The 15,656-nt window shown below is 50.7% G+C and carries 16 protein-coding genes; 10 read left to right on the top strand and 6 right to left on the bottom strand.

The features are described from left to right. Positions 1-90: 90 nt before the first annotated feature. From EYQ01_10630 to EYQ01_10615, 4 genes are read right to left on the bottom strand one after another with little or no spacing between them, the layout of a single operon-like run. Positions 91-615 (bottom strand): hypothetical protein, encoded by a 525-nt coding sequence (locus EYQ01_10630; GenBank protein ID HIE66241.1) that lies wholly within the window; start codon positions 613-615, stop codon positions 91-93. 1 nt (position 616) lies between these two features. Next, entirely contained in the window at positions 617-1,756 is a 1,140-nt protein-coding gene (locus EYQ01_10625) for a hypothetical protein (GenBank protein ID HIE66240.1), read from the bottom strand. Positions 1,757-1,776: 20 nt separating this feature from the next. Next, positions 1,777-2,946 carry a 6-bladed beta-propeller gene (locus tag EYQ01_10620; GenBank protein ID HIE66239.1) on the bottom strand — a complete coding sequence of 390 codons (1,170 nt, stop codon included), beginning with the start codon at positions 2,944-2,946 and terminating at the stop codon, positions 1,777-1,779. Then, positions 2,943-3,749: a hypothetical protein gene (locus tag EYQ01_10615; protein HIE66238.1), complete on the bottom strand. Its 807-nt coding sequence runs from the start codon at positions 3,747-3,749 to the stop codon at positions 2,943-2,945. The genes EYQ01_10620 and EYQ01_10615 overlap by 4 nt, the downstream gene beginning before the upstream one ends. A gap of 290 nt (positions 3,750-4,039) precedes the next feature. Between EYQ01_10615 and EYQ01_10610 the strand changes: the two genes are divergently transcribed. The 10 genes from EYQ01_10610 to EYQ01_10565 all read left to right on the top strand — a co-directional run bounded on the left by EYQ01_10610 (position 4,040) and on the right by EYQ01_10565 (position 14,964). Further along, positions 4,040-4,411 carry a hypothetical protein gene (locus EYQ01_10610; protein ID HIE66237.1) on the top strand — a complete coding sequence of 124 codons (372 nt, stop codon included), beginning with the start codon at positions 4,040-4,042 and terminating at the stop codon, positions 4,409-4,411. 114 nt (positions 4,412-4,525) lie between these two features. Next, positions 4,526-5,155 (top strand): hypothetical protein, encoded by a 630-nt coding sequence (locus EYQ01_10605; GenBank protein HIE66236.1) that lies wholly within the window; start codon positions 4,526-4,528, stop codon positions 5,153-5,155. Positions 5,156-5,314: 159 nt separating this feature from the next. Further along, positions 5,315-6,169: a hypothetical protein gene (locus tag EYQ01_10600; GenBank protein HIE66235.1), complete on the top strand. Its 855-nt coding sequence runs from the start codon at positions 5,315-5,317 to the stop codon at positions 6,167-6,169. Between the two features lie 184 nt (positions 6,170-6,353). After that, positions 6,354-7,478: a hypothetical protein gene (locus EYQ01_10595; GenBank protein ID HIE66234.1), complete on the top strand. Its 1,125-nt coding sequence runs from the start codon at positions 6,354-6,356 to the stop codon at positions 7,476-7,478. A 116-nt stretch (positions 7,479-7,594) separates the two neighbouring features. Further along, on the top strand, positions 7,595-8,095 hold the full coding sequence (locus EYQ01_10590) for an SIS domain-containing protein (GenBank protein ID HIE66233.1): 501 nt from the start codon (positions 7,595-7,597) through the stop codon (positions 8,093-8,095). Between the two features lie 7 nt (positions 8,096-8,102). Next, positions 8,103-8,828: a 16S rRNA (cytidine(1402)-2'-O)-methyltransferase gene (rsmI, locus tag EYQ01_10585; protein HIE66232.1), complete on the top strand. Its 726-nt coding sequence runs from the start codon at positions 8,103-8,105 to the stop codon at positions 8,826-8,828. A gap of 32 nt (positions 8,829-8,860) precedes the next feature. Continuing rightward, positions 8,861-11,680, top strand: coding sequence for an acyl-CoA synthetase (locus EYQ01_10580; GenBank protein HIE66231.1), 2,820 nt, complete (start codon positions 8,861-8,863; stop codon positions 11,678-11,680). Positions 11,681-11,792: 112 nt separating this feature from the next. Then, positions 11,793-13,259 (top strand): hypothetical protein, encoded by a 1,467-nt coding sequence (locus tag EYQ01_10575; GenBank protein ID HIE66230.1) that lies wholly within the window; start codon positions 11,793-11,795, stop codon positions 13,257-13,259. A gap of 82 nt (positions 13,260-13,341) precedes the next feature. Beyond that, positions 13,342-13,578 (top strand): glutaredoxin, encoded by a 237-nt coding sequence (locus EYQ01_10570; GenBank protein HIE66229.1) that lies wholly within the window; start codon positions 13,342-13,344, stop codon positions 13,576-13,578. 264 nt (positions 13,579-13,842) lie between these two features. After that, positions 13,843-14,964, top strand: coding sequence for a KamA family radical SAM protein (locus EYQ01_10565; protein HIE66228.1), 1,122 nt, complete (start codon positions 13,843-13,845; stop codon positions 14,962-14,964). Here the strand turns inward: EYQ01_10565 and EYQ01_10560 are convergent. Both EYQ01_10560 and EYQ01_10555 read right to left on the bottom strand, forming a co-directional pair. Then, entirely contained in the window at positions 14,951-15,274 is a 324-nt protein-coding gene (locus EYQ01_10560; GenBank protein HIE66227.1) for a (2Fe-2S)-binding protein, read from the bottom strand. The genes EYQ01_10565 and EYQ01_10560 overlap by 14 nt on opposite strands. Positions 15,275-15,360: 86 nt before the next feature. Beyond that, positions 15,361-15,594, bottom strand: a complete 234-nt coding sequence (locus tag EYQ01_10555; GenBank protein HIE66226.1) for a hypothetical protein — start codon at positions 15,592-15,594, stop codon at positions 15,361-15,363. Between the last annotated feature and the right edge of the window lie 62 nt (positions 15,595-15,656).

The following is a 15,656-nucleotide window of genomic DNA, read 5'->3' as shown; positions in this document are numbered from 1 at the left end:
CAATCTTCCCCCTCATTCTTTGCCTGCCCGCGGCGGGTGCCAGCACACTCCGGGCCGATCCGTTAATTGCAGTCGGGCCACGTATTTAAGCTATTCTTCATGGATCCTGATGGCGGAGTTTTCAGTGATCTGCTGGAGCCTTTCCTGTTGTGCGCCATCGGGCAGTTGGGAGATGGACTCCCGTATCTTCCGGATCAAAACAAAGCGTTGGACTCCCTTCCTGAGATCCTTGAGGCTGAGATCTTTTATCTTGATCGCGGCCAAAAATTCGGCTTCTGAAGGGAAGCGATCACGGATCCGTTTAACTTCAGCTTCGAGTTCTTTTTCAGAGATAACCCAGTCTTTTTTTAACCCCTCCTGGTAGAGGAGTTCTTCCTCAATTAACCCCTTCAGCATTTTTCTTTTGAGGTCCAGCATCCTGGCGGGCGAAAGTCTGCTGTGCCCGATTTGGGCGAGATAGCCCCGAGTCGCCTCATTGACGGCTTCTTCTGTGATCGGAATCTTGTTGACCTCCGCCCAGACGCGTCCTTCTAAGGAATGGGCCTCCGTCACAAAACACAGAAGGAGGAGTAAGACCCCACCCTTTAAAAATTTGAGTATCCATTGGCTCATCATCTCACTTCTTATGGCAGCTCAAACAAACCAGACTCCTCTCATTCCGGTCTTGCGGGTTGGCACCCGGCATTGACGCCATCCGGAGGAAGAGGCTGTTATTAATGGTCCGAGCATTTACCGGTTCGGACAGGGCCGGTTGTCCGCCCGGACGGCTTGCATCATGCGGGTTGTGGCAGGATGCGCACTCGATATAAGGGGCGTCAGGTCGACTTGGATCTGAGGCATAAGCCCTGATCCGATCACGCTTATCGAGGGGAAGAAAGGCGCCGTTTGGGTTTCGGTCTATCCACATCACGCTGCCGCTGCCGGGGACGCGCCCCCCTTTTGTTGTGATATTGGTTAAGATCTCACTAAACTGGGGATCGGTTCGCGGGATCTCGATGCTGATCGGATGGTCATCCTGGAGGTCGAGACCCAGGTTGGGAAAGGGCTCTGATCCGAGAGAGAAGACCGGTCCGCCGCCAAAGGCATCAAAGAAGATAAACCCGCCCGCCGTCCCGTCTCTTCTTCCTTCCCGGAAGCTGTTTGCCGCGTCAACCGCAGGTCCCGAGAAATCCATGCCGATGCTCCCTCCCGGCCCGGACCCAAATTTATTGCTCTGAAAAAAACCGCCGGATCCTGAGCTGTTGATCAGCGCATCGAAAGCGACGGCGCCGTCATGACATGAAAGACAGGCCAGGGAAACCCCCTTGGGACGTCCTGGTGCGCCCAGACGGTCTTGCGCATCATAGTTGGGGCTGGTATAGGGCGTGAAATTCATCGGATTGGAAAGACGTCGGTTCCAAAGCGGGGCGTGACCGACGGCCCCCCCGACGTTGCTCCGACCTCCATGCGGCGTGTGGCAGAAGATGCAGATCTCTTCGTTGAGGCGAATGTCGCCCTCAACCCCCCGGATTTCAGGGTTGCGCGCACCTCGTAAGGAGGTCAGGTCGCCCGGTTTGGAATCGTTTCCTTCCCCGGCGAGGATGTCAGGGTTGACGGCCAGGTTATGCTTTGAATGCCGGACATCTTCCAGTGCAGAGGCATTGACCCGAAAGAACACCAATCCTGCCGTGACGACCAGGAGGATAAGGAAAAAGGGCCTTAATAAGGCCTTCAATCTTTTTCCTGTACCGGGCTTAGAACTGGCCGGTGATTCCATCAAGGACTCCCTTCCATTCATTACTCTTTCTTGTTTGCATCTTTCGGTCTCTCGTCGGTCAGACGGAAATTCCCTTCTTTGTCCTGAGGCATCTGTTTCTGGTCTGCAGGTCTTTCGTGACTCTCTTTTGGCCCGATATATTGAAAGACATCAATGCGGTGGTTATACTGATCTGCAACATAAATCCGGTCTTCTTTGTCAATTGTCAAGCCTGCGGGCAGCCAGAACTGGCCCTTTTCTCCCCCGAATTCACCGAAAAAGAGGAGGAGTCTTCCATCCGGACGAAAGATCTGAACATTGTTAAAGCGGGAGTCCACGACATAGATATTTCCCTGAGAATCGACGCCGATCCCTTTCGGAAGTGAAAACTGGCCGAAGCCGGTTCCAACACTGCCAAATTGTGAAAGGTATTTCCCCTCCGGGTCAAAAATCTGGACCCTGAAATTCATGTCGGTGATATAGATCTTCCCTTTAGTATCAATAAACAGGTTGGCTGGAAAATTGAATTCACCGTCTTTATTGCCCCGTTTTCCAAATTCAAAAAGAAAATTCCCTTCCATATCAAAGACAAAAATCCGATGTTTCCGGGTGTCGGCAATATAAACTCTCTTCAGCTTATTATTGACGGCGACGCCGACCGGGCGCTCTAATCGGTTCAAATCCCCCATGTCAAAGAGGTACTTTCCTTCAGCGTCGTAAACAAAGCACTTGCGGAGTACGGAGTCGGTCACATAGATCCGTCCATTCTCATCCGCGGTGACACCCAGAGGTCCTGCCAACGCGCCGGGGCCATCGACTCCGATCATGAAAAAACGTTCCCTTTTCGGATCAAAAACGAGGACTTTTCGCCATCCTGAATCCGCAACATAGACCCGTCCGTCCGGTGTCGTGAATACAGCATAGGGCTTCACCAGAGCGGCCCCGGATTTTCCTCCGAAGAGTACGGACTTCAATCGATCTGAAAAGCTTTTCTTCTCAACGTCGCTGGAGGATGAAATCGTCCTGATAAATTTTATCCGCGGTATCTCAGGCGGGGGCGGCCAGAAGAGATCGGGTTCTCTCTGGAGTGTCTTTGCGCCGCAGCCACCCAGGATGAAAATAAATAAACCAAAGACGAGAACCTGCTTCATTCCTTTTCCTTTCGACGTACCTTTTTGGTTTTTCAGGGACAGACTCCTCAATTTTCTCATTTCTGATGACAGGTCAGGCAGAGCGCACTTCCGCGGTTGGATGTCCTGAGAAAAGGGTCTCGCCCCTCCAGATTCTTCTCATCCGGACTATGTATGTCATGACAGGAGGCGCATTGAACTTTGTCCCCTTCAAAGGTCTGTATCCCGTTTGCAAACATTCTTCCCCCGTCGGTTTTGAGAATCGTCGGTTGATTGAACTGCGGATCAAGATCAATCGTCGGGAAGGTCATTGAAAAGGCATGATCGTCACGAAGGTCTTTTGTGAAATAACGGATGGTGGCGTCATGCGCTCCGGAGACGCCGCCGTACGCCCCTTCCACACGGTTATGACACTTGGAACAGCCGTCCGATCCCGGCTCTCCTTCCAGGGTCATACGATGTTTTACGCCGCTTTCAACAATGTCATGGAACCGAGGGGGATTCAGGATGGAATCGACTGCCACCGACCCATCATGACAGGAAAGACATGCGAGAGAAATCCCATCGGGTGCCTTGGGCAGGGTCGAGTCAAAGTTGGGGCTGGAATACATCTGATACTCTCTTTCCGTCGGAAGTACTCGATTCCAAAGCGGGGCAAAACTACTGCTATTGTGGGGGGTATGGCAATAGACGCATGTTTCACGAAAGTCGCTGAAGGTTCCTCCCTGCATCGGTCCGGTCTCATTTTGATAGCCACGCCAGTTCAGGGCTGAAAGATCGTGACGGGAGCGAACGATCGAGCCTCCTTTTGCCGAGGCGGAAAGAAGAAAAAAAAGACCGACTGTTCCGAGTAAGAAAAAAAAATGGATTTTCTTAAATATCATCCTGAGTATCCATCTCGCTCGCACAACTCGGCATTGAGGTTAATATGTATGGGGAAACGACATTAATAACCACCCTGAAAATATCAAGGTAACTATAAGTTTTTTTTTGTTTTTGTCAAGAAAAAAAGAGGTTTGCCCTGTCTGCTCGGCCCTGATTCCTGCTTGATTAAATCCAGATTTATATAAAAAAATGTTGACAAAATAAAAGGGGTATGATAATCAAACGGCTACAAGCATATTACTGAAATACATAAAATCCGGGGCAAAAGGCGAAAGAATAGGGAGGGAAGATGAAAAAGTTTCGGGTCGGCATCGTACTTGGATTTGTCCTTCTGTTTTCGTTTCTGTTTGTCGGCGATCACGTATCAGGTTATTTTGGCGACATGGTGTTGAACAGCAAGGCGGAGAAACGGGGGATGCCTCCGGTTGTCTTTCCTCACTGGTATCATCGCGCGGAGTTCAAGTGCAAGGTGTGTCATCCTGCAATATTTGAAATGCGGTCCGGCGCCAACGATATCGACATGAAGAAAATTATTATTGACGGTCAGTACTGTGGCAAATGCCACAATGGGACTATTTCCTGGAAGCCGATTGTCTGCGCCCGGTGTCACTCCGGTGTGCCGGGGATGGTAACCGGCCCTTTAGAGGGGTTTCCGCAGTAGTCGACTTGAGATTTGATTTTTTTGTAGAGAGGCTCCGTTTTATATAAGATGAGGGGAGGGGTTCGGATGACCGGCAAAAAAGGGCGAAAGAAACGTATTTACACAGGATTCGTGATGGTGCTTTTTTCCCTCTCGATCCTTTACGCATGTGCCCGGCAGGCAAAGAGTGAAACCATTTCACCTGCGCCCTCTCCTGTAAAAAAGGAAATTGTTCTGGCTCAGGCGAAGGCGCCTGTTCAGGCCCAGGAAATGGAGTTGGGAAAGGATGAACCTCTTTCCCTGGAAGCTCCTCCGCCTGTTACCGGACTGCGGCAGTTTGAAGATCCGGCCGTGCTTCCGACCCCGGGACCACCCTATAACGAGAGTAATACCAATCCTCATGTTGTCATGAAAGATATTCCGAAAGAGGCGACCGGCGTTGAGGATTGGGTCAAGGCCTTTAAGGAAAATATCATTCAACCACACGAATCGCTCGACCTTTCAAAGCCGCCTGTCCCTCCTTTCATGTTCGACGTTGAGATTCCTGCTGTGGGTTCGATGCCGAATGTCATCTTTCCTCATTTTCCGCATACCTTCTGGCTGGATTGCAGCAATTGCCATCCGGGGATTTTTATGATGAAAAAGGGCGGAAATCCGATCTCCATGGTGAAGATTGTGAATGGAGAATTCTGCGGGCGTTGCCATGGGCGGGTGGCCTTCCCGATTGCAAACTGCACCCGTTGCCATGTCAAGCCGAAAGAGTAGATCGATCCGCAGAGGTATTTCCCAACATCTTTAGAGGTCCGGCCACTTGTTGTATGTGGACCTTATTCCAGAATCCTGCCTGATGTTTTCTCTTCCCGGATTCCTTCGTGGATCTGTATCCTGATGTGACTCGACTTGAAGATGATATAATGAGGCACCATGAAGCGTAAGCCATTATTCTTGGTTTTGGCGGGATTTTTTTTTCTTTCCTTCTATGGCGTGCCGGATCTCCTGAATGCCGCTCCCGGACAAAAAACAGATAAGGAACGGGAAGGACTTTTTGGCCCTGTAAAGACGGTCTATGTCGAGATCGGGAAGATGTCAAAGGATGAGACCGGAAAGTGGGTTCCCAGTTCGAGAATGCCCTGGCTTTCCACGACCTATGACCTGAAGGGAAACCGGATTGAGGAGGACCAACTCTATAACGAAGAGGCGCTTAATTTTAAATCTTTTTTTGTGCATGATTCAAAGGGGAGACTCAAAGAGGGTCTTGAGACCGATTTTAAAGGGACCGTCGTGTTTAAGTGGCGTTACACGCGTGAGACCGCAATGAAGATCACGGAAAAACGGGTTTTTCCCAATGGAAAGCTCTTTTCCACATCGGTCTACCTTTACGATGACAGTGGCAATCTGATAGAGGAAGTGCGCAGACATTCACTCGCCGGAAATAGTTTCAAGTGGACCTACGCTTACGACGGAGCGGGAAGAATGCTTGAGGAATCCTTTTATCTGATCCGATCCAAACCTCTTCTCAATCAGAAAGGCCTATCTCTTAATTATAAATCAGTCTATCGTTATGGCAAAGAAGGCCATCCTACGGGAAAAATACACTTTGGCCCCACCGGCGTCGTGGAATCAGATAAACGGTATCGCTACGAATTTGATGCCGAGGGGAACTGGATATCCCAGACCGCCTGGGAAATTTCTGAGGAGGGCGACGCGTCAGAATTAATCCCGACCGAAGTGACTTTTCGGAAGATAAAGTATTACCTCTCTAAGGGAACCTCTGATTAAGTCTGGGTTGAATTTTTCAGGAGACAAAATGTCTTGATTCAAGGCGAAAATCGAAGAGAATAGCCCGCTATTTTCAAGATTTGCAACGTAGAAGTGGGACTTTTTTGCCCTGAAAAATAAAATCATGACTTATTCAGAGGTTCCCTAAATAACGGTGGGGGTTTTTCAACCAATTTATAGTAGGATGGGTTTGGCATTGTTTCGATTCTTAAGCCGTTTTCCTTGTTTCTTTTTCCTGGTTTTTATCAGCCTGTTCTGGCAAGCCGGGTTTCCGTTAAAGGCCTTTTCTGAACCCAATCGGCCCGCCTTGATCTGGAACCACTTTCAGCTTTTTTCCATTGTCCGTTCGCTGGCCTTTGAGGGGGATGTCCTTTGGGTTGGAACGGCCAATGGTGTACTCAGATATGACCTGAGCAATGATGATCAGAAGGTCTATACAACGCGGGATGGTCTTTTATCCAATATCATTCATACGGTGACCATCGGTCCTGGTGGAGACAAGTGGGTCGGGACGTATGGAGGCGGGCTCAGCCGTTTTGATGGGAAAAGATGGGTCACGTATACCCCTTATGGAAGCGGTTCCCCTTTGGTCTATGGAAAAGAATGGCGTTCCTTCCCCGAAAAGACGGGGCTTGGAGATCTATGGGTCTATGGGATTCTTTTTGACCGGGATGAGGTGATGTGGGTGGCAACCTGGAAAGGGGTCAGCCGGTTTAATGGAACGTCGTTTAAGACCTATACGACCGATGACGGCCTGATCGATAAGTGGGTTTACACCTTGTCCCTTGACCGAAAAGGGACCTTTTGGTTCGGAACAGAAGGGGGCGTGACACGATTCGACGGTAAAAACTGGAAGAGTTGGAGCAATGAGGATGGGGTAGGGGTCGATACGGGAAGGGGGGTTCCCCCCGAAGCCCAGGCGCTTCCCTTTACCCCGAGGCATCACCAGGGGGGCGACAAGCCCCTGGAGTATAATCCGAACTATGTTGTTTCTTCGACCATCGATGCGAACAATCACCTTTGGATCGGGACCCTTGGAGGCGGGCTCAGCCGTTTTGATGGGAAGAACTGGAAGAGTTTTACAACCCGGGACGGTCTTGCGGGAAACATGGTCCATGCTCTCCAAATTGATTCAAATGGGATTTTATGGATCGGGACAAATGGCGGGGTCAGTCGCTTTGATGGAAAGAGGTTCGCAAACCTGACCCAGAAAGATGGGATTGGTTCGGTCTATGCTATTGCGATTGATCGCCAGGGAAATAAGTGGTTTGGAACCTTTGGTGGGGTCAGCCAGTACATGGGGAAATGATTGCATTGGATTGTTTGCCGGGAGGGAGAACGATGAAAGGGCTCGAAAAAGCGCAGAAGATCGCGGAACAGGCGATTCACGACAGTATTGCCGTAAAACAGGGTGTGCTCCGGACGATGATTCCTTCTTTGATTCAGGCCGCCGAATGGATCAGTGATTCGATTTCCTCCGGGGGGAAGTTGATTCTCTTCGGGAATGGGGGCAGTGCGGGAGATGCACAACATATTGCCGCGGAACTGGTCGGGCGTTTTGAACTGGAAAGGAAACCCTTTCCAGCGATTGCGTTGACCACCAACACCTCTACGCTGACGGCCATTGCGAATGACTACGACTATGATGCGATATTTTCAAGGCAGGTGAGGGCCTGGGCCGGCCCATCCGACATCGTCCTTGGAATCAGTACGAGTGGCAATTCAGCCAATGTTGTGAAGGGGCTTGAGGCGGCGAAGGACCAGGGCGCCCGGACCATCGGATTGACCGGAGAGAAAGGAGGACGACTTGTGTCCATCACGGATCTATGCCTGAAAGTTCCCTCATCAAATACAGCGCGGATACAGGAATCACATATCCTGATTGGGCATATCCTCTGCTCACTTATCGAAAAAAGCTTATCCTGATTATCAAATGACTGGAACCCTTTACGTTGTTGCCACGCCGATAGGAAACTTGGAAGATATCACATACAGGGCCGTTCGCATCCTGAGAGAAGTTGCGATTATTGCTGCTGAGGATACCCGTCACACCCAAAGGCTCCTGAGGCGATATAATATCAACGCCCTCCTAACCAGTTACCATGACTTTAATAAAGAAGCGAAAACTCCCGTGCTTATTTCCCGAATGCAGGAAGGGGATTCCATTGCAATCGTGTCCGATGCCGGGACCCCGACGATCTCTGATCCGGGATATTATCTGATCAAGGCGGCCGTCCTGGAAGGGTTATGTGTCAGCCCCATTCCCGGACCGAGTTCCGCGATCGCGGCCCTTTCTGCTTCCGGCTTGCCGACCGATCGCTTTGCTTTTGAAGGCTTTCTGCCGCGAAAGAAAGGGAAGCGTGCCACACGCCTCCTTTACCTGCTAACAGACCCAAGAACCCTCATCTTTTTTGAATCTCCCTATCGTATCCGTGCCCTTCTCGAGGAGATCAGCTCCATTTTCGGAGACCGTCGTGTTGCTGTTGGGCGGGAGTTGACCAAGATCTATGAAGAGATGATTTATGGAACCATCACTGAAGTGATTGAGAAAATAGGGTCTAGAAAGCTCAAAGGGGAAATCACAATCCTGATCGAAGGGTACCACGAGAAGAAAAAAGGAATTCCCGGCTTCCTTGATATCGAAGTCCCGGAGGAATAAAATGATGTCATGGGTCATTTGGAAACCAAGCGGTGAAGACGACAGAATTGGATTTATCCTATATCGAGATCGAGGAAGTGGTTCTGGAGGTAGTGAGGACCCTTCTGTCCGAGACGGGTGAAAACCGAAGCAACGCTTTTCTCTCGCCGAAGGCCTCCTTTGATCGCGAACTCGGCCTGGGGAGTTTGGAGCGGGTGGAGCTTCTTCTCCGAATTGAGGAGCGATTTTCTCTGCGCCTTCCCGATACCGCCATGGCAGGGGCCCAGACACCGCGCGATTTGGCGCAGGTCATTCTTCGTGCAGAGCCGCAGAAGGTAAAAGCGGTGAAGCCACTACCTGAGCGTGTTCCTCTCATGGGAGAGGCCGGGGTCGGGCGCGTCTCGGCGCGAACCCTGAATGAAGCGCTTATACTGCAAGCTAAGAATAATCCTGAACGGACCCATGTCACCCTCTTCCATGAGGAGGGGAAAGAAGAGATCTTTACTTACCAGAGACTTTTCAAATCGGCGACGGTTATTGCCAATAACCTGATGACGCGAGGACTTGAAAAAGGGGAGACCGTGGCGATCATGCTCCCGACGGAACTGTCTTTTTTTCAATCCTTTTTTGGTGTCCTTCTCGCCGGCGGCATTGCCGTGCCGGTTTACCCGCCCTTCAGGCCGGATCGAATTGAAGAGTATGCCGAACGACAATGTCGAATCCTTGATAATGCCGGTGCCCGTTTTTTGATCACTTTTCAGCAGGCTGGACGCCTGGCGCGTCTTCTCAGGCCGCGTCTAAGCGCCCTGCTTGATGTTTTGATGCCGGAAGAGTTGTTGCGCCCGGATCCAGCCCTTCGGCCCGAATCAAAGGCCCCCACATTTCTGCATGTTGTGAGTGAAGATGATCCTGCCTTGATTCAATACACATCAGGGAGTACGGGTGATCCTAAGGGGGTTGTCCTGACCCATCGGAATCTTGTTTCAAATATCCAGAGTATCGGTGCGGCCTTTGGTCTTTCTCCGGCCGATTCCGGTGTCAGTTGGCTTCCGCTTTATCATGATATGGGATTGATCGGCTCGTGGCTTTTCTGTCTTTATCATGGAATTTCGGTGACCATCCTCCCCCCCTTTTCCTTTTTGAATCGCCCAGAGCGATGGCTCTGGGCGATTCACCGCCATCGGGCGACGCTCTCAGCCGCACCCAACTTTGCTTACGAAATATGTGCCAGGAGAATCAAGGATGAGGATATCAAGGGTCTTGACCTCAGTTCCTGGCGGGCGGCCTTGAATGGGGCCGAACCGGTGAGTCCGAAAACAATGGCTCGTTTTACGCGCCGTTTTGCGCCTTATGGATTTCGCCCGGAGACTTTTACGCCTGTTTATGGTTTGGCCGAAACCGCAGTGGCCTTGACCTTTCCGGAAATAGAGGCCCTTCCAAGGATTGACCGCATATCAAGAGAGGCCTTTGAACGTGACCGACAGGCGGTCCCTTCAGATGAAAAAGAGCTGTCTTTCCTTGAATTTGTTTCCTGCGGCACGCCGATTATGGACCATCAGATTCGGATTGTGGATGACCAGGGTGAGGTGGTCGGCGAGCGCATCGAGGGAGGGTTGGAGTTTCGCGGGCCTTCATGCACACAGGGATATTATCGGAACCCAAAGGCGACCGCTGCCCTCTATCATGGCGACTGGCTGATTTCCGGAGATTTGGCTTACTTGTCGGAAGGAGAGCTCTTTATCACCGGCCGGAAAAAGGATGTCATCATCAAGGGGGGCCGTAATCTCTATCCGCATGAGATAGAGGATGTTGTGGGAGATGTCCCCGAGGTTCGAAAAGGATGCGTCGCGGCCTTCGGGATCTTTGATAAGAAACTCTCGACCGAGAAACTGGTTGTGGTCGCTGAGACTCGGGAAAAAGGGAAGGAGAGGCATCTGCAACTGATTACCGCGATAAACAATCGGGTCGTTGCCGCGATTGGCATCCCCCCGGACCAGGTGCTCCTCCTCTCACCGGGATCTGTCCAGAAAACATCGAGTGGAAAAATCTCCAGATCGGCATGTCGCGAGGCATTTTTAATGGACCAGCTTGGCAAGCCGCGCAGCACCACGCAAATTCAGTTTGTAAGACTCATTACCGCGTGGTTCTGGTCATGGACGGGCAGGGGAATTGATAAGGTGGGGCAATGCTTTTATGGACTTTATGTCGGCTTGGTCCTGGCAGTACTCCTTGTCCCGGTTTGGGCCCTGGCTGCGGCACTTCCCGTAAAGCAGGTCCATCGTCTACTGAAAGGCGCGGCGCGTCTGTTGTTTAAGTTGCTTGGTTGTACTCCAGTGGTAGAGGGGGCACATCACCTTGAAAGTAAAGGGCCGATGGTCTTTGTTGCAAATCATGCCAGTTATGTGGATGCCGGGGTTCTGACGGCGGTTTTGCCTGCTGGAATTCATTTTATCGCCAAACAAGAATTGCTCAAATTTCCTATACTCAAAACCTTCCTCTTAAAAGGAGGACATCTCACGGTCGATCGCGCCGATCTTTCCAGGAGTGCTTCAGATACCGAGAAGATCGAAGAGATCCTCAGGAGCGGTTCCTCCATCATGGTTTTTCCCGAAGGGACTTTTCAAAAGGCAGAGAGATTGCTCCCCTTCAGGTTGGGTGCGTTTAAGGCGGCTGTCGAGACGGGCCTTCCGCTCTGTCCCATCACACTGGGGGGAACGAGACAAGTCCTTGGGGCAGAAGAATGGCTTCCTCGACGTCACCGTATTACCGTCATCATCGGAAAACCGATTCTTCCGAGTGGAAAGGATTGGAGAGACATTGTTCGCATTCGTGACCTCTGCCGAGAAGAAATTTCTCGCCATTGTGGTGATTAAGCATCGTGAGCGGAATCCTCACCCTTGGTAACTCTTTAAATCAGACTTGCGGAGCTTCTTTTTTCAATGGTATAGTGAAGATATTTATTTTTGAGAGAGAACTATTTATTTGATGTCAACAAACGCAGATCTGTCTGAATCAGGCCCGTTGCTGTCCGAGCCCTACTGTGAGATCCGGACCCGTTTGATTCAGGAAGGCTTATACCGTGTGCCTTCGCCGGGAGAGGATAGCTCCAATCCTGCTCTGGATGAAGGCAACCGGCATTGGCGTATTGCTTCGGGTCCATATTGGATCACCCCGGAGGAGTTGGCCTTCCTGGAGTCCCTGGGCAATCATCTCCTTTCCTTTTATGAGGCGGCCAACCGGCTTTATCTGGACAGCACCCATGGTCGCCTTCCTTCCTGGGTGGCCGGCTATCTGGACCGTGGGAAGCCGGAGGCGGTTATTGAATACGGGGGCATGAATCGCTTCAAACAGGATCTTCCCGGGATTATCCGTCCCGACCTTATTCAAACAGAAAAAGGCATGATTGCGACGGAACTCGATTCCGTTCCGGGTGGAATCGGCATGACAGGTGGCCTGGTGGCGGTCTATGCCTCACTGATTCGGAAAGGCGCCCTTATTGGAGATCGAGAGGGGATGGTCCAGGGTTTTGAACGGATGATCCGTTCTCTCTCAAACAAAAAAGATCTTGTTCTGGCCATCGTTGTTTCGAAGGAATCTGAGGCCTATCGACCGGAGATGATCTGGCTGGGTAAGGCGCTCAGGGCCCGTGGTCTCTCGACTGCGGTCATTGGTCCGGAAGAGATTATTTTTACCGAAGAAGGGCTTTGGCTGAACCTTGATGGAAAAAGAAAACAGATCGACATCCTCTATCGCTTCTTTGAGCTTTTTGACCTGAAGAATATCCCGAAGGCGGAGTTAATCCTCTACGCGGCCAAAAAGAAGCGTGTGATCATGACGCCACCCCCGAAGGCACAATTAGAAGAAAAAAATCTCTTTGCTCTTTTTCATCACCCGGTTCTGAAGACATTTTGGCAGAGGCATCTGGGGGAAGGGTGTTATGCCTTTCTGGGGACGCTTTTTCCAAAAACCTGGATAATTGACCCTACGGTCCTCCCTCCACATGCCGTGATCCCGGACTTAACACTCGGAGATCGACCTGTGACTGATTTTAGACAGATGGGGGATGCGACACAAAAGCAGCGTCGCTTTGTCATTAAGCCGTCCGGGTTTTCCGAGTTGGCATGGGGAAGCCGAGGGGTCTCGATCGGCCACGATCTTTCAGAGGAGGAGTGGCGAAAGGCGATTGATCGGGCGATGGAAAATTTCTCTAGGACGCCCTATCTTATCCAGGCCTTTCATAAAGGGAAGAAGGTTGTTGTCGAGTATTATGATTTTGAAAAAGAGTGTCTCGTTGAGATGGAGGGGCGGGTGCGTTTGTCTCCCTACTATTTTGTTGAGGGAAAGAAGGCCTGCCTCGGCGGGGTACTGGCGACGGTTTGTTCACTTGAGAAGAAAATAATTCATGGGATGGTGGATGCTGTCATGGCGCCCTGTGCGGTGTCTGCCCTATAACAGGATTACGGTATAATTGAACGCCCACATCAAGGGAACAACTTTCTTCTTCAATGAGAGTGTTCTTCAAGAAAGGAAGGGCTTGAAACTTTATAATCTAGAATCCTGTTTCTATTGTAAAATGGTCCGTGATCGATTGAAGGTCCTGGAGTTGGAGTATGAAAAAATTGAGGTTCCTTCCTGGCAGGGAAATCGCCATGAGGTCTATGAGGTATCCGGGCAGTATTTAGTGCCGGTCCTGGTCGACAAGGACCGGGTCCTTGACGACGAAGATAAGATCCTTGCTTACCTGGAGACGACCTATGGGTCTCAGTCTTGAAAGGAAAATAGTGGCATGCTGAATGGTTAGGGAACCTCTGATTAAGTCTGGGTTGAATTTTTCGGGAGATAGAATGTTTCGATTCAAGGCGTAAATCGCAGAGGATGGTTCTCGCGAAGCCATAGCCTGCTATTTTTAAGATTTACAACGCAGAAGCGGGACATTATTGCCCTGAAAAAACAATTCATGACTTATTCAGAGGTTCCTTAGATAAGAAATACGATAGTCGGAAACGACTGCTGACTTAATGATGGAGTGGTCCCTGTGGAGCAATGGCAGAAAGACCTTAAAGAAAGCATTGTCGATGTTGAAACCCTTGAGAAGGTGTTGGGTGTTCCGGCGAATGAAGTCCGGGATATTGTGGACCAATATCCGATGCGGATCACACCCTACGTCTTGAGCCGCATCAAAAAGAAGGGAGATGCGATCTGGAAGCAGGTGGTCCCGACAAGCGAAGAAGGAAATTCCGATGCGGCATGTGAGGCGGAGGATCCCCTGTATGAGGAGAAGGACAGTCCTGTGCCGGGCTTGGTTCATCGTTATCCCGACCGGGTTCTCCTGGTGATTACAAACCAGTGTCCGATCTATTGCCGGTTTTGTACGCGGAAACGCTTTGTCGGTTCGCCGGGAACACTGACGCCCGACAATCTTGAGAAGGTGGTCGCCTATCTTTCCGAGCATCATGAAGTGCGTGATGTGATCTTTTCCGGCGGCGATCCGCTCATGGTTGTGGACATGCTCCTCGAACGTGTGTTAAAGGCGCTTCGGGCGATCCCGCATCTGGAGATCCTTCGGATCGGGACCCGTGTGCCCGGGTCCTTGCCGTCGCGCATTACAGAAAAGCTCTGCAGCATGCTGAAGGCCTACCATCCCCTTTATATGAATCTTCACTTCAACCATCCGGACGAGATTACCCCAGAGGTGTCCCGGGCCTGTGGGATGCTGGCCGATGCCGGAATCCCGCTTGGGAGTCAAACTGTTTTGATGGAAGGGGTGAACGATGATCCGGAAGTGATGAAGCGACTGATGCAGAAGCTTCTCGCCATCCGTGTAAAGCCGTACTACATCTACCAGGCCGACTTGGTCAAGGGAACGCACCATTTCCGAACACGCGTTGAAAAGGGCCTAAAGATCATTGCCGCCCTGCGCGGACATACGTCCGGCATGGCGGTTCCCCACTATGTGATCGATGCTCCGCAGGGCGGAGGAAAGATTGCGATTTTGCCGCAAGAGACGCTTCTCTACATGGACGATGAAGAGGTGGTCCTCAAAAATTATGAGAACCTTACCTTTAGATATCCTCAGCCTGTGCAGTCCAACGGGGCCGGAAAGGAGGCAGACATTCCGCTTGCGATGCTTCCTCACCTAGACACTAAGGTCCTTTAAAGTCCAGCTTCCCAATGGTCGGAAAAATCGTTTCCAAACGGACCGTTCCTTCTATTTTTGCCTGACAGGCGAGCCGGACCTTTGAGGAAAAGGAGAGATGTCCTCGCAGAGAGAAGCGCTCAAAAGTGGTCATTTCACTTAAGTGTTCTCCCCCCTCCAGTATCCGGATTCGGCATGTTGAGCACAGGCCGCGGCCCCCGCACAGATGCATATGATTCACTCCGGCCTTCATTGATGCAGCCAGAACAGATGTTCCCTTATCCACTTCAATGTCTTTCCCGTTAATCAAAATATGTATCTGCTCGCTCATCCGTGATCCTCCCTTTTTATTTTTATCCCCAGGAAATCTTCACAATGAGAAGATACGCAATCGGAAAGAATTTTGCAACGTGTGGTTTATTTTGGGGAATTTTGTGCTCCAAGCGTTTCCAGTCTTGACGCTGCTTTATAGGCGAAGGAGGTCTCCGGGTATTTACTGGTAATCTCCTGATAGAGTTGCCGGGCATGTTTAAAGTTGTTTTGTTGCTCCTCAAATTGGGCGGTTTCAAAAATCTCCTGACTCTTCTCCTCGGGGTTGCTGCATCCGAGTATGAATAGCAAAAAAAGGAGGGAGAGTATCAATTGCTTTATCTTGCCAAGTCGGTTCATCATTATTCGCTCCAAGTGACAAAAATTTGCAATTGCAGGGAACG

The sequence above is a fragment of the Candidatus Manganitrophaceae bacterium genome, assembly GCA_012960925.1.
Taxonomy (GTDB): domain Bacteria; phylum Nitrospirota; class Nitrospiria; order SBBL01; family JAADHI01; genus DUAG01.
Note: the sequence above shows the minus strand (reverse complement) of the source record. Positions and strands in the feature narration are given on the sequence as shown.

Bases quoted from the DNA above. Each gene is read 5' to 3' on its own strand.
- EYQ01_10605 (HIE66236.1), top strand. From the start codon at position 4,526: ATGGTGCTTTTTTCCCTCTCGATCCTTTACGCATGTGCCCGGCAGGCA.
- EYQ01_10560 (HIE66227.1), bottom strand. From the start codon at position 15,274: ATGAGCGAGCAGATACATATTTTGATTAACGGGAAAGACATTGAAGTG.
- rsmI (HIE66232.1), top strand. From the start codon at position 8,103: ATGACTGGAACCCTTTACGTTGTTGCCACGCCGATAGGAAACTTGGAA.
- EYQ01_10575 (HIE66230.1), top strand. From the start codon at position 11,793: ATGTCAACAAACGCAGATCTGTCTGAATCAGGCCCGTTGCTGTCCGAG.
- EYQ01_10615 (HIE66238.1), bottom strand. From the start codon at position 3,749: ATGATATTTAAGAAAATCCATTTTTTTTTCTTACTCGGAACAGTCGGT.
- EYQ01_10610 (HIE66237.1), top strand. From the start codon at position 4,040: ATGAAAAAGTTTCGGGTCGGCATCGTACTTGGATTTGTCCTTCTGTTT.
- EYQ01_10600 (HIE66235.1), top strand. From the start codon at position 5,315: ATGAAGCGTAAGCCATTATTCTTGGTTTTGGCGGGATTTTTTTTTCTT.
- EYQ01_10625 (HIE66240.1), bottom strand. From the start codon at position 1,756: ATGGAATCACCGGCCAGTTCTAAGCCCGGTACAGGAAAAAGATTGAAG.
- EYQ01_10620 (HIE66239.1), bottom strand. From the start codon at position 2,946: ATGAGAAAATTGAGGAGTCTGTCCCTGAAAAACCAAAAAGGTACGTCG.
- EYQ01_10590 (HIE66233.1), top strand. From the start codon at position 7,595: ATGATTCCTTCTTTGATTCAGGCCGCCGAATGGATCAGTGATTCGATT.
- EYQ01_10595 (HIE66234.1), top strand. From the start codon at position 6,354: ATGGGTTTGGCATTGTTTCGATTCTTAAGCCGTTTTCCTTGTTTCTTT.
- EYQ01_10630 (HIE66241.1), bottom strand. From the start codon at position 615: ATGATGAGCCAATGGATACTCAAATTTTTAAAGGGTGGGGTCTTACTC.